General features: G+C 70.5%; 15 protein-coding genes. 4 read left to right on the forward strand and 11 right to left on the reverse strand.

Going from position 1 to position 12,832, the window contains the following annotated elements:
* The first annotated feature begins 50 nt into the window (after positions 1–50).
* Positions 51–794, forward strand: coding sequence for an SDR family NAD(P)-dependent oxidoreductase (locus ABIC28_RS15190; RefSeq protein WP_097210236.1), 744 nt, complete (start codon positions 51–53; stop codon positions 792–794).
* A gap of 2 nt (positions 795–796) precedes the next feature.
* Positions 797–1,816: a DUF2804 domain-containing protein gene (locus tag ABIC28_RS15195; RefSeq protein ID WP_354579638.1), complete on the forward strand. Its 1,020-nt coding sequence runs from the start codon at positions 797–799 to the stop codon at positions 1,814–1,816.
* A 2-nt stretch (positions 1,817–1,818) separates the two neighbouring features.
* Here ABIC28_RS15195 and ABIC28_RS15200 read toward each other — a convergent pair whose 3' ends face one another.
* From ABIC28_RS15200 to dapA, 9 genes are all read right to left on the reverse strand, one after another.
* Positions 1,819–2,127 carry a hypothetical protein gene (locus ABIC28_RS15200; RefSeq protein ID WP_097210234.1) on the reverse strand — a complete coding sequence of 103 codons (309 nt, stop codon included), beginning with the start codon at positions 2,125–2,127 and terminating at the stop codon, positions 1,819–1,821.
* Positions 2,124–2,879, reverse strand: a complete 756-nt coding sequence (locus tag ABIC28_RS15205; protein WP_097210233.1) for an ESX secretion-associated protein EspG — start codon at positions 2,877–2,879, stop codon at positions 2,124–2,126. The genes ABIC28_RS15200 and ABIC28_RS15205 overlap by 4 nt, the downstream gene beginning before the upstream one ends.
* Positions 2,876–4,372 carry a PPE domain-containing protein gene (locus ABIC28_RS15210; RefSeq protein ID WP_209928590.1) on the reverse strand — a complete coding sequence of 499 codons (1,497 nt, stop codon included), beginning with the start codon at positions 4,370–4,372 and terminating at the stop codon, positions 2,876–2,878. The genes ABIC28_RS15205 and ABIC28_RS15210 overlap by 4 nt, the downstream gene beginning before the upstream one ends.
* 589 nt (positions 4,373–4,961) lie before the next feature.
* On the reverse strand, positions 4,962–5,213 hold the full coding sequence (locus ABIC28_RS15215; RefSeq protein ID WP_146179112.1) for a hypothetical protein: 252 nt from the start codon (positions 5,211–5,213) through the stop codon (positions 4,962–4,964).
* Between the two features lies 1 nt (position 5,214).
* Positions 5,215–5,841, reverse strand: a complete 627-nt coding sequence (locus tag ABIC28_RS15220; RefSeq protein ID WP_354579642.1) for a TNT domain-containing protein — start codon at positions 5,839–5,841, stop codon at positions 5,215–5,217.
* 54 nt (positions 5,842–5,895) lie between these two features.
* The gene (locus ABIC28_RS15225; RefSeq protein ID WP_354579644.1) at positions 5,896–7,131 is read right to left on the reverse strand and encodes a WXG100-like domain-containing protein; all 1,236 of its coding nucleotides are present in this window, start codon (positions 7,129–7,131) and stop codon (positions 5,896–5,898) included.
* Positions 7,131–7,445: a WXG100 family type VII secretion target gene (locus tag ABIC28_RS15230; protein ID WP_077040619.1), complete on the reverse strand. Its 315-nt coding sequence runs from the start codon at positions 7,443–7,445 to the stop codon at positions 7,131–7,133. The genes ABIC28_RS15225 and ABIC28_RS15230 overlap by 1 nt, the downstream gene beginning before the upstream one ends.
* A 158-nt stretch (positions 7,446–7,603) precedes the next feature.
* Complete coding sequence (locus ABIC28_RS15235; RefSeq protein WP_354579646.1) at positions 7,604–7,936, reverse strand: YbaB/EbfC family nucleoid-associated protein; 333 nt, start codon at positions 7,934–7,936, stop codon at positions 7,604–7,606.
* Between the two features lie 86 nt (positions 7,937–8,022).
* A complete protein-coding gene (gene dapA, locus ABIC28_RS15240; protein WP_209928586.1) occupies positions 8,023–8,919 on the reverse strand; it encodes a 4-hydroxy-tetrahydrodipicolinate synthase in 897 nt (298 codons plus the stop codon).
* A gap of 72 nt (positions 8,920–8,991) precedes the next feature.
* On the opposite strand from dapA, the gene ABIC28_RS15245 reads away from it, so the two are divergent.
* Entirely contained in the window at positions 8,992–9,897 is a 906-nt protein-coding gene (locus tag ABIC28_RS15245; RefSeq protein WP_097210228.1) for a LysR family transcriptional regulator, read from the forward strand.
* Here the strand turns inward: ABIC28_RS15245 and ABIC28_RS15250 are convergent.
* Entirely contained in the window at positions 9,890–11,053 is a 1,164-nt protein-coding gene (locus tag ABIC28_RS15250) for a L,D-transpeptidase (RefSeq protein WP_374102925.1), read from the reverse strand. The genes ABIC28_RS15245 and ABIC28_RS15250 overlap by 8 nt on opposite strands.
* Positions 11,054–11,182: 129 nt before the next feature.
* Positions 11,183–12,271: a UDP-N-acetylmuramate dehydrogenase gene (locus ABIC28_RS15255; RefSeq protein WP_269588550.1), complete on the reverse strand. Its 1,089-nt coding sequence runs from the start codon at positions 12,269–12,271 to the stop codon at positions 11,183–11,185.
* Between the two features lie 24 nt (positions 12,272–12,295).
* On the opposite strand from ABIC28_RS15255, the gene ABIC28_RS15260 reads away from it, so the two are divergent.
* Entirely contained in the window at positions 12,296–12,799 is a 504-nt protein-coding gene (locus ABIC28_RS15260; RefSeq protein ID WP_097210226.1) for a DUF2505 domain-containing protein, read from the forward strand.
* Positions 12,800–12,832 lie beyond the last annotated feature (33 nt).

Here is a 12,832-nt window from a genome sequence, read left to right on the forward strand (position 1 = left end):
CAGGGACCCGCCAACCGCGCACGGGCGCCGCAGGCGCCTAGGCTGAGCCCATGACCATCTCGCCTGATGCACAAGTCGCCGTCGTCACGGGAGCGAGCTCCGGAATCGGTGAGGCCACCGCGCGCACGCTCGCCGCGCAGGGGTTTCACGTGGTTGTCGGCGCGCGGCGGATCGACCGCCTCGAGAAGCTGGCCGAGGACATCGGCGGCACCGCGCTCGAACTCGATGTCACCGACGAGGACTCGGTGGACGCCTTCGCCGCGGTGCTGCCGAGGGTCGACGTCCTGGTCAACAACGCGGGCGGCGCCAAGGGCCTGGCCCCGGTCCTCGAGGCGGACCTGGACGACTGGCGGTGGATGTGGGAGACCAACGTCCTCGGCACCCTGAAGATCACCAAGGCCCTGCTGCCGAAGCTGATCGCCTCCGGCGACGGGCTCATCGTCACCATCACCTCGGTCGCCGCGTTCGAGGCCTACGACAACGGATCCGGCTACACCTCGGCCAAGCACGCCCAGGCGGTGCTGCACCGGACGCTGCGCGGCGAGCTGCTCGGCCAGCCCGTGCGGCTCACCGAGATCGCCCCCGGCGCAGTGGAGACCGAGTTCTCCCTGGTGCGCTTCCACGGCGACGAGGACCGCGCCAAGAAGGTCTACGAGGGCATCACGCCCCTGGTCGCCGCGGACGTGGCCGAGGTGATCGGGTTCGTCGCGTCCCGCCCCTCGCACGTGAACCTCGACCAGATCATCATCAAACCGCGCGATCAGGCCGGCCCCGGACGCTTCTCGCGGACCTAGGCGTGCAGCACCGGCTGACCGCGGGCCCGCTGCTCGACGAGCGTGGCCGGCTCGCCGAGGCGGGCTGGTCCACGTCCGAGGTCCGCCGGTACGACCGGGCAGCCGTCGCCGCACCCCGGTTCCGGATCAAGGAGTGGGACTACTACTGCGTGCTCACGCAGGACGTCGGTCTCGCGCTGACGGTCGCGGACAACGGCTACATGGGCCTGCTCGGGGTCTCGTGGCTCGATCTCGGGGCGCGCGCCGAGGTGACCGAGAACGTGATGCTGCCCTTCCCGATGGGCTCGATGGCGTTGCCCGCAAGCGCCGATGCCGGCGACGTGCTGGCCTCACACAAGGGTCTGCGGATCTCGTTCCGGCACACCGAGGGTGGCCGGTTGCTCGCGATCGATCACCCGGGGTTCGACGGCGGGCGCGGGCTGAGCGGTGAGCTCCTGCTGTCCCAGCCCACCATGGATCGGATGGTTGTCGCCACGCCGTTCCGCAAGGCCCCCAAGGCCTTCTACTACAACCAGAAGATCACTTGCCTTCCCGCGAGCGGTGAGGTCGTGGTCGGCGGGCACTCGTTCGCGTTCGACCCCGGGTCGGCGTTCGGCGTGTTCGACTGGGGCCGCGGCGTCTGGACCTACAACAACACCTGGTACTGGGGCTCGGCGTCCGGGCTCGTCGGCGGAAAGCCGTTCGGGTTCAACATCGGTCACGGTTTCGGCGACACCTCCGCGGCCACCGAGAACATGGTGTTCGTCGACGGTCGCGCGCACAAGCTGGACCAGGTGACCTTCCACCTCCCGGCGGGCACGTTCGACGGCGCACCGTGGACCTTCACCAGCAACGACCGCCGGTTCGAGATGACGTTCGAGCCGATCCTCGACCGGGCGGCCAGCACCGATCTCTTGGTCCTGCGCTCCATCCAGCACCAGGTGTTCGGGCGATTCAGTGGTCACGTCGTCCTCGACGACGGCAGCACGATCGAGATCGCGAACCTGCTCGGGTTCGCGGAGGAGGTCCGCAACCGCTGGTGAGCTCAGGCGCCGCGGCCCGGCCCCGGGTCGAGGATCAGCAGGGCGTCCAGCTCCCGGTTCCGGCAGCGGCGGACGAACTCGGCCGCCGAGCCCGGGTCGGCGGCGAAGCGCTCGTGCGTCGGCCCGTCGATCTCGTAGAACTCCTCCGCCTCCGCGACCCCGTTGGCCGCGGGAATGGCCAGGTAGTGGCGCCCGGTGGTCTCCTCGATTCCCAGCGAGAAGCGCAGTTCGAGGCAGATGAACTGGTCCCGGAAGCTCGGCGACGCGACGGCCGTCTCGGTCCGGTCCTGTTCGCGCCGTACCTGTCTCATCGGCCGACGGCCCCTGAGCGCGCGACGCCGACGAGCCGCTGCACCTCGGCGGCGATGTCCTCACCGCGGGCGGGCAGTGCGCTCACGATGTCGGAACCCCGCACGAGGTAGCGCCCGTCGTCGGCGAAGTCCATCCAGTGGAAGCCCTGTCCGTCGCCGGTCGGCCGGTTGTCGTAGGCGGGGCCCGCGAAGACCGTGATCTCGCCCAGCCCCGTGCGCGGGCGCCGGAAGAACTCGTCCCGTTCCTCGTTCCCGCGTGCCCGGCTGGCCGACTGCATGAGGGAGCCGCTCGCAGGCGCCACCGACCGGGGCACCGACACGCCCCGACGCCGACCCGCGGCTACGGCCGGGATCGATTGGGCCACAAATGTTCCCACCTGCGCGACGGGAGCGGATGCCAGCAGGACGTCGGCGCCCGCGTGCAGGTCAGGCCCCGGCAGCTGAACGGCCACGGCCGCGACGGACTGCCCGATACCGGCGTGCATCCTGATCATCGACTCGAGCCCGGCGCCGCGAAACCCGCACAGCTCGATCCGGACCACCGGCTCGGCCAGCGCGACCAACGCCTCGTACAGGCGCTCGTCGAGCATCGGGACGACGCTCTGCGCGGCCGCCCGCCGGTCCGCCCGGAACTCGTCTTCCGTGGCCGCGGTGCCGCGGAACTGGAACGGGTAGGGCAGGCGGTCCCGGCCGAATCGCTCCCACAGAACCGTGAACTCGAGGGCGGTCAGGCGCCACCGACCGTCGCTCATCCGCCGATGACCGGCGGCGCGACCTTCGGGAGCCTGCCCACCAGTTCGTTGCCGTTGTCGACGTTGACGAGGTAGCTGGGCGTCTTGTGCTCGGTGTCGTCATCGCCGTTGGCGCGGGCGCCACCCGGCGCCATGCCGCCGCCCATCGCGCCAGGACGGCCCGCGGCGCCCGCCGTGCCACCGCCGGCTCCACCCGCGCCCGCCGCACCACCGGCCGCGCCCGGCACGCCCATCCCGCCGCCGAGGCCACGCGAGGAGCCACCCAGCCCGCCGGTCGCGCCAAGGCCTCCGCCCGCGCCCGCGCCGTAGGACGCGCCGGACCCGGCACCCGCGCCGAGCCCCGAGCCGGAGCCCGACGCGCCGTGGCCTCCGGATCCGGTGCCGCTGCCGGTACCTGTGCCGGAACCGAGCCCGCTACCGGTCCCGTCGGCACCGCCTGCGGCCGCGGGAGCGGTCCATGCAGAGGACGGATCGGTCTGCGCGAAGGGCGAATTCGAGCCGTCGGTGCCGGAGGCGGCGCCGTCCGGCGACAGCGGGTTCGCGCCCGCGTTCGGGTCGAAGGGGTCGGCTCCTGGCGATCCGGGCGCCGGATCGTTCCCGACTCCCTGCCGCGTCGGGGGGACCGGGGCATCCCCCGGTCCGGTGTAGCCGGAGGGGTTGTAGCCGGACGGTCCCCCGGTGTTCGTTTCGCTGCGCGGCGAGAACGTGCCGTCGCCCTCACGGTCTATCACGTTCTTTGGCTTCGGGAGGATCGGGACGTTGGTGTCGGCCTGCTGCATCACCGGCGTGTATACGGTCTTCATGATCTGGATCGCCTGCTGGCGGGCCTCGTCCTTGCCGTGCACCAGCTGCTTGACCATCCCGACCGAGGGCAGCGCGACGTTGACGAGTGACTCGAGCGCGGAGATGGCCTCCACGGCGGGCATGGTCGCCTTGACCTGCGAGATCCCGGTCGCCGCCTCGGCCACCTTGGTCCCCACCAGCTGGCCCGCCACCGCCAGCTTGTCGGAATCGGCGACATAGGCCGCCGTGGCCGTCACCGCGGCCTCGGCGGCGACGCCCTCCCACTTGCCGTCGATCTCCTTCGAGATGAAGTCCTTGAACTCGGCGAGGCCCTCACCGAGCGAGGATCCGATCTTCGCCCAGCCCTCGGCGCTCGCCCGGATCGGATCCGCACTCATCGCGTCGACGGCGGACTTGATGGCCTCGTGCGACATCGAATCGAAGCTGTCGGGCACCACAGACGGCGGTTCGTAGCCACCACCGAACTCAGCCTTGAGACCGTCCTGCCGGCTGTAGAGCTCGGAGCGCTCGGTGTTGCCGGCCTCCTGCCGATCCTCGACGCGGTCGCGCTCGTCGATGTCGTAGCCGGACACCACATCGATGATCTTGTTTCCGGGGTCGCGCGCCAGATCGCTCAGGTCGTCCAGGGCACCCGTTGCCAGGTCGCCCATCGACCCCTTCAGCTCGTCCAGGCTCGGCAAAATCGACATCTCAGATCCCCCTCGCCGTGCTGAACATCGTGGTCAACGCACCACAGGCCGCGCCAACGGCGACCTGGCTCCCGAACCTCTTCCGCACCGACACTCCCCCACTGGTCCCGACCGATACCGGTCCTCCCTAGATAGACGCAGCACCGCACCCATCCGTTCCATCCGGATCACGACAAACCCGGCGAGGCAGCTCACCCCTCCATAGCTGCCCCGCCGGCCACCGTTCCGAATCCGGCCCGAGGGGTATCAATGCGCCGCAGGCCGCACATTCGCAGCCCGCGTCCACCCCCGTGTGCGCGATACTTCCCACCCGGCCCAGTTCTCACGGCTTACCTGGAATAGACGCACCACGGAGCGAATCGGTTCCGTGGTCTACTGGGAAAATCCGTACCGAAACCCGGCAGCACGGCCAAACTGGTCCGACCACTACTGCGGTATGGCGTTCTACCCCCACCAGTTCCCCGAACTGCCCCAAAATCGGCGACCGCCTGCTCGTGTCAGCACACGTGATCAACCAGCCGCCGCTCAGACGAAATCATGCGGTCCCCCGCGCGAATCTCCGTCTCGTCGGAAGCAATCGAACCTCTCGTCACAATGCATCAGGCTTGGAAAGAGCACGCAGCCTGGATATTGCGGCATCCACTCCGCCGTGGGAATCGAAGAAGTACAGGCATGCATCGTGCTCTGAATTGAAGACCTTCCGGTCATACTTTGATCCGCGTTCGCTGTAGAACACTTCCCACTGACCGGCGGGCGTTTCGGAAACCGAGAAAGAGTCATGGGTCATCCCATTGACCACCACCGGAACACGTATACCGGCCAACTCGAGCGCTTCGATCAATTCAGAACTCTTCACTTACTACCTCTCTCAAGTAACCCGCGTTGATCAGATCCACGATCGAATGAGTTGTGTGGTACTGGATTCCACCACCCGGTTGCGCCATCGCTTCGGCGATCCGGCCCATGAACACCGGAATTGGCCGAACAACCTGATACTGATGATAGCCCTGGTCGAGCGAGGTAAAGGGAAGGCCTCGCTCCGGAAACGGCACGCCCGGCGGCGAAGCGAACCGCCCGTATGGCGACCCAAATCTGTCCATCGTCTCGCCGGGTTGGAGGACGACCGGACGCCTCTCATCGGGTGACTCAAACCCATCGGGGTGGAGGCCGGGATCCGGCCATCCCTCGACCATCGGCGTACCCCACGCGTCTATCCTTGTTCCTGGCGGATGATCCTCATCTCCGGGCCAGTGCGCCTCAAGCCATTGATCCCGGGTTAACAACGAGCCGTATGGATTCCAGTCCTCAGGGATCAATTCCTGAACGTGCGGATCCGACTGCAGTAGTCCCCGGTTCTCGAGGACCAGGTCTTGGAGATCCTGCCGCGAATGAACCGCCTCGATTTCACTCGAATCGATCAAATGCAGCAGGGGATGATTACCGAGGGTGGCTTCTCCGGCCTCGATCACCCCCGCGGGCGGATGTCCCGTGGTCGATTCCAGATAGTCATCTGGGGCGGTGATCTATTGGACTGGAAGTGGATAGCTCTCGAATGCAGGCTCAGGATCTGTGGGGCTTCTACCGTCGAACCCCGCATCTTCCGACAGCGAGTCCAGTCCATCGGACGTGTCGAATGGAGGCTGTCCATGACCGGCCGGCGATGCGGAATGCGGACTTACCTCTGTCGACTGCTGAACGGCGGTGCCCATGTTCAACCCACCCGGCCTCGCCGTGGGCGATGTCGCAGTGGATCCCACCCCGCCGCCCGCCGTCGGTTCCGTGATCCCCATGTTCAATCCGCCGGTGCGCGGGGCCGGCCCCGCCGACGCCGCATCCGCGACCGAACCCGGGCGCGGCGCGGCGTCGGCCGAACTGGGCACCGTGCTCGCGGGCGTCTCCAATGGCGAAAAGCGGGGCGTGTCGACCGACGAGGTGGGACGCGTGGCGGTGTCCCCGTCGCCCGCCGCCCCGACGCCGCCGCCGATCGCGCCCGACGCGAGGTCCTGCCAGGACACACCCTGACCCGACGCCGCCGCGCTGGCCGCTGACCCGGCCGCCCCGGCTATCGTCTCCGTGCCGATCTGCCCGAGCGGTGACCCCGAGCCGAACCGGCTCACCCCGCCGGAGACCGCGCCCTCGACGAAGCCCTCGATCGCACCGGACGCCAGGCTGCCGGTGTCCAGCCGGTCCCGGTTGCCCTGCAGGATCTGTAACGACTGGATTGCGCCGTCCAGCAACACATTCTGCGCCGCGCTCACCGCGGCGTGCTGGATCAGCTTCATGATCAGTTGCCGCACCACCATCCGCACCGCGACCTGGGTGGCGATCTGGGCGGCGGGGATCGCCGCGGTGCTCGCGCCAAGGGTCGGGATGGCCGCCGCGGCGAGCGCCGCAAGCTCGGCCGCCAGCAGCGCCAGCGCCGCGATGATCGTCAGCTTCGCGTACTCGACGTCGGTTGCGGTGGTGTCGCACGATTCGGACAGCTGATCGCACAGCGCGACCAGCGACAGGAACGCCCCGTCGGCACCGTCGAAGTTCTCCCAGTACTGCGCCATGGCCGCGTTGACGTCGCCGAGCACGGCCGCCAGCGCCTTGTCCATCGCGGCGTCGCCGTCCTGGGCGATCAGTTCCACCGCCGACGAGGCCGAGTCCCAGGCGTCGGCCAACCGGCGCAGGGAGGTCTCGTCGGCCGCCGGCCAGTCCGCCCCCACCGCGATCGAGGCGACGCCACGGAGCCACCCCGGGATCTGGATCCCCATCAGGCCGGTCCGCCGAGGCTGCCCGCGAATCCCCGATCCGAACCGTCGAAGGCGTCCGCGGTCTCGGTGACCGCGCCCGCGATCGCCCGCATCGCCTCGGCGACCTTGAGCAGGCCGTCCACCGCCGAGTCGGCGCCGGGCACGTAGCCCTCGGCGAAGGCCGCACCGGTCTCGTCGGAGCCCCAGCTCGCGCCCTCGGCCTGCAGCGCGCCGGACAGCTGGGTCCGGGTGCGGTCCAGCGCGTCCGCGACCGCCTCGAACCGCGGTGCGGCGGACCGCAGCCCGTCCGGGTCGACCCAGACCGGGCGGCTCACTGGTCGGCCCCGCGCAGGATGGACGCTCCGGGTTCCCACCCGGATTCCTCCGAGTCCCCGTCGGCCACAGCCACCTCCGGCGCCGCCGGCACCAGGTTCCGCAGGCTCGGCGCACCCGGGATCAGGTCGGGCAGGTCGGGGAGGTCGACGTCGGCCTGCTACACCGGCGCCATCAGGTCCTGCACGCGGCGGCGTGCGGTCGCCGCCGCGTCGCGGGCGGTGGCGGCGATGGCCTCCCCCAGCCGGGACGGCGTGGACCTCGCGAACGCCTCCGGTGCGAGGTCGACATCCACGACCGCTCCGGCCGAATCGACGGTGACCGTGGCCAGTCCGTCCGGCGTCCGCGCCTCCACCCGCAGGGCCGCGACCTCGGACTGCGCCCGGGACAACAGGTCCGACCGGCGGTGCAGGTCCTCCAGCATGCCGTCGATCTGAACCCGCAACGCCTCGTTGCGGGCGCGCAATTCCTCGCGCGCACCCGGATCCCGCACCCGTACCCCCACCGAATCACAAGGGCCGCAGCTTCGGCCCGTCATCCTTCTAGACGCGGCGCGGGCCGATTCGGTTCCACCTCGAATCAGACCGCCGCGAGCGCTGTTCGGAGTTTCGCGAGGTCCGGCGCGGGCGTTTCGAGCAGGGGCATGCGGACCGTCGCGTGCGGGATGATGCCCAGTTCGGCCAGCGCCGCCTTGGCCATGATGGCGCCCTGCGAGGTCCGCATCACGGCCTCGGTCAGGCCGAGCAGGGACCGCTGGATGTCCCGGGCGGATTCGAGGTCTTCACTCCGGACGGCTCGGATCAGCTCCGCGTTCCGGTTGGCGACGATGTTGCCCACGACGCTGACCACGCCGCAGGCGCCGATCGACAGGTAGGGCAGGTTGAGTTCGTCGCTGCCGCAGTAGTAGGCCAGCGACGAGCCGGCCATGACGGTCATGGCGTCGAAGAGGTCCTCCTTGGCGTCCTTCACCGCCCGGATCCGCGGGTGCCGGGCGAGCTCGATCAGCGTGTCCGTCGCCAACGAGATACCGGTCCGCGCCGGGACGTCGTAGAGCATCACAGGCAGGTCGGTGGCATCGGCGACCGCCAGGCAGTGGGCCACGACCCCGGCCTGGGTCGGCCGGGAGTAGTACGGACAGACGACGAGCAGGGCGTCGGCGCCTGCGGCCTCGGCCTGCCGCGCCCGCTCGACGCTCGCGGCCGTGTCGTAGGTGCCGACGCCCGCGATCACCCGTGCCCGGCCCCTGGCCCGGTCGGCCACCGCCGACACCAGGTCGACCATCTCGGCCTCGGTCAATGTGGGCACCTCGCCCGCGGTGCCGCCCACGACGATCCCGTCGCACCCGGTGGCCAGGAGGTGGTCGACCAGGCTCGCGACCCCCTTCGCGCTGACTGCGCCGTCGGGCCGCATCGGGGTCACCATCGCGACCAGGTTCGAGCCGAACAACGCCTGGGCAGTCTCACGGGAATCGGTCATGAGGCGATCCTGCCCACCCCATTTCCATCGGTCCAGCGATGCTTTTTTACCAATAATGCGTAGCCTGGCTTCATGATCGATGTCGGGTCTCTCAGCGCGTTGCGATCGGTCGCCGTGCTCGGGACCATCGCCAGCGCGGCGGACGAGCTCGGCTACACCGCCTCGGCCGTCTCCCAGCAGATCAAGCGCCTCGAACGCCAGATCGGTGTCGCGCTGCTTGCGCCCGCCGGGCGCGGGGTCGTCCTGACCCCGGCCGGTCGGGCGCTACTCGACGCCGCCCCCGAGGTCTTCCAGTCCCTGGAACGCTGCGCCGAAGCGGCCCGCTCCGTCGCCGACGGCACCCCCACCGGGGTGTTGCGGGTGGCCGCCTTCTCCACGGCCATCCGCGGACTCCTGGCCCCGCACCTGCCGGACCTGGCAGCCGAGTGGCCCGACCTGCACCTGCAGGTCACCGAGCAGGACCCCGACCAGGCGCTGCACTCGGTCGCGGCGGGCGCAGCGGACCTGGCGATCATCCACGACGCCGACGGGCTCTCGCCCCGGCTGCCGTCATCGCTGACCTACCGGCATCTGCACACCGATCTCGGCGACCTGGTGATGCACCGGAGCCACCCGCTTGCCGCCGACCGGCAACCGCTGACCAGCGCGGACGTCATCGCCCATGCCTGGGTGACCAGTCCACCCGGCACCGTGTGTCACCAGTGGTTCCGACGCCTGGTCGCGGACCAGCCCGGTGAACCAGACGTCCGCCACCTCGTCGACGACTTCGCGACCCAGCTGTCGCTGGTCGCCGCGGGCGAGGTCATCGCCCTGGTTCCCCGCCTCGCCAGGCCCGCACTCGGCGACGACCTCGTCACCCGCGTCCTTCAACCACCGCCCATGCGCGAGGTCTCGGCCGCGTGGCGGCGCAGCGCCGACGCGAGCCCGGCCATCCGAGCCGTAGTCGCCGAGCTGCTCCCAGGCGCCGACGTCAGCTGACCGGAACCGCCGCGCCACCGGCGGGCAGCGCCGACATCTCCTGCCACGCGGCCCAGTCGACCGCCCAGTCGTAGATGTCGCCGTCCGCGGCGGACAGCGGGATCCGGGTCCCGGTGACCTCGACCGGGTCGCCGTACAGCGCGGTGCCGAAGTACTCCTGGGCGTCGCTCAGGGAGAGGTTGATGCAGCCGTTGGTCACGTTGGCCGCGCCCTGCACGCCGGTGGTCTCGGGGTTGGCGTGGATGAACTCGCCGTTGTTGGAGATGCGCACCGCCCACCGCTCGCGGACGTTCTCGTAGAAGGGCGGGTTCGACATGAGGAAGTCCTCGTGCTTCTCGCTGACCACGTGGACGCCGCTGCGGGTCACGTTGCGGTCCTCGTTGCCCTCGCCGTAGCTGACCGGGAGGTCCATCACGGTCGCGCCGTCCCGCACCACCTGCATGCGGTGGCTCGGGGCGTCCGCCTTGACGATCTGGCTGCGGCCGATGGTGAAGTTCAGGCTCAGGTCCTCGGCGCCGTACGCCCCGTCCCCGTAGTCGACGCCGTACAGGTTCGCCGCGAGGTTCACCGTCGTGCCGGGCGCCCAGTAGTTCTGCGGGCGCCAGTGCGCGCGGGACCCGTTGTCGTCGGGCAGCCAGGCCCACGACCCGGGGGTCGGCGGGTTGGTGGTCACGGTCAGCGCCTTCTCCACCGCCGCCTTGTCCTCGACGTGGTCGCTGAACTTGAGGATGATCGGCGCCGCGATGCCGACTTGCTGACCGTCCGCGATGTTCGTGTTGGCGGACGTCGTCGACTGCGGGGTCACCGTGGTGAGCGAACCCTCCACCGGCACGGTCTTGCCGTCGGAGCCGACCGCCCCGCCGGACCAGGTGTAGCGCGCGCCGTAGCCGAGCGGCTCGGAGACGGTGAAGGTGGTCTTGTCCGGGGACAGCACGCCCTGCACGGGCCTGCCCGCCTCGTTGGTGAGCGCGACCCCCTGCAGCGTGCCGCGGGCCGCCGTCACGGAAACCGGCGCCGTCGGGCTGACGTCCTCGGCGCCCGCCGCGGGGACCTGGGTGACCGCCGCGACCGGCCCGCTCGCCGCCACCGGGTTACCGCCCCCGCCGCCGATGGTGCAGCCCGCGAGCACCGCGACCGCCGCGAGCAACACGGCTATCGACGAGAACCCGCGGACCTTGTTCGTCCGAACACGCTGGATTACCACGCAGGCCACGGTACCTGCGCAGATGATGTGGCCCACGTCGCGCCGACCGCTGGACCTGGGAAAGGCCAGGGGAAGGCCTGGTCAGATGGTGCAGCCCACGGTCACCGGCTCCGGTTCGAGCCGGACCCCGAACGCCTCCTGCACCCCGTCCCGCACCTCTCTGGCCAGCGCCAACAGGTCCTCGGTCGACGCGCTCCCCCGGTTCGTCAGGGCCAGCGTGTGCTTGGTGGACAGCCGCGCCGCCGCGTCCGCTCCCGGGTGCCCCTTGGTGAACCCGGCCCGCTCGATCAGCCAGCCGGCCGACAGCTTGGTGCCCGCGTCGCCGGGGAACTGCGGCACCCGCACGTCCTCGCCGAGCCGCCCCGCGATGGCCGTCAGCACCGCGGGCAGCCGATCGTCGGCGAGCACCGGGTTGGTGAAGAAGGAGCCTGCGCTCCAGGTGTCGTGGTCGGCGGGGTCGAGAACCATGCCCTTGCCCGCACGCAGACCGAGGACGACCTCCCTGACCTTCGCCGCCGGACGGCGTTCGCCCTCCTCGGCACCCATGGCGTGCGCCAGCTCCCGGTACCGCAGCGGCTCGCTCAGTCCGTCGGGGCGCAGGTCCAGCTCCAGCGCCAGCGCCAGCGCCGCGTCCGAGTGCTTGAGCACGCTGGTCCGGTAGCCGAGGCCGAGCTCGTCCGGCGTCACCCACCGCACCTCACCGGTCGCGCGGTCCAGCAGCTGCACCCGCCGCAGCAGGGTGCCGACCTCCACGCCGTAGGCCCCGACGTTCTGCACCGGCGTCGCGCCCGCCGACCCGGGGATCCCGGACAGGCACTCGAGGCCGCCGAGGCCCGCCTCGACGGTCCGCGCGACGACGTCGTCCCATACGGCGCCCGCCTCCGCCAACACCGAGTCGGGGCCGAGCCGGATCGCATCGTTGGCCACCCGCACCACGACGGCGTCGACGCCCTCGTCGGCGATCACCAGGTTGGACCCGCCGCCGAGGACGAGCGTGGGGGTGCCCGCCGCGTCGAGCGCGCGCACCACTCCGACGATCGCGTCCGTGTCGCGGCAGGTGAGCATCGCCCGTCCGGGCCCGCCGAGCCGCAGCGTGGTGAACCGCGACAGCGGCACGCCCTCACTCAACTCGGCACCGAACTCCGCCGCGATGTCACTCAATGCCTGCACGGGGTCAAACGGTAGCCTGCCGACATGGCCCGCAGCATTCCGCATTCCGCGTCCTACCCGCAGCCCGTCGACCAGGTGCACCGGGCCCTGACCAGCGAGCGGTACTGGCGCGACCGCCTGGCCGAGGTCGGCGGCGAGGGAGCCGAGCTGGGTCATGTCGTCACCGGCGAGGGCACCATCGACGTGGAGATGGCGCAGGCCATCCCGGCCGAGCACCTGCCCCCGATCGTGTCCAAGATCCGCCCCGGCGACCTGATCATCACCCGGACCGAGACCTGGGGCGCCCTGGACGGCGGGCGCGCCACCGGCACCTTCAGCGCGCGGGTCGACGGGCTGCCCGGCGAGGTCACCGGCACCCTCACCCTTGCCCCCACGGGCACCGGCGCGGCCATCACGCTCGACGGTCGGGTCGAGGTGAAGCTGCCGCTGATCGGCGGCAAGATCGAGGCCGTCATCGCCGAGCAGGTCGTCGAACTCCTCGACGCCGAGCACGGGTTCACCGAGGGCTGGATCGCCGCCAACGGCTGATCCGGATGGGGCAGATGTGACCTGGGTGATACC

Source organism: Rhodococcus sp. PvR044 (assembly GCF_040548995.1).
In the GTDB taxonomy this organism is placed as follows: domain Bacteria; phylum Actinomycetota; class Actinomycetes; order Mycobacteriales; family Mycobacteriaceae; genus Rhodococcus_G; species Rhodococcus_G oryzae.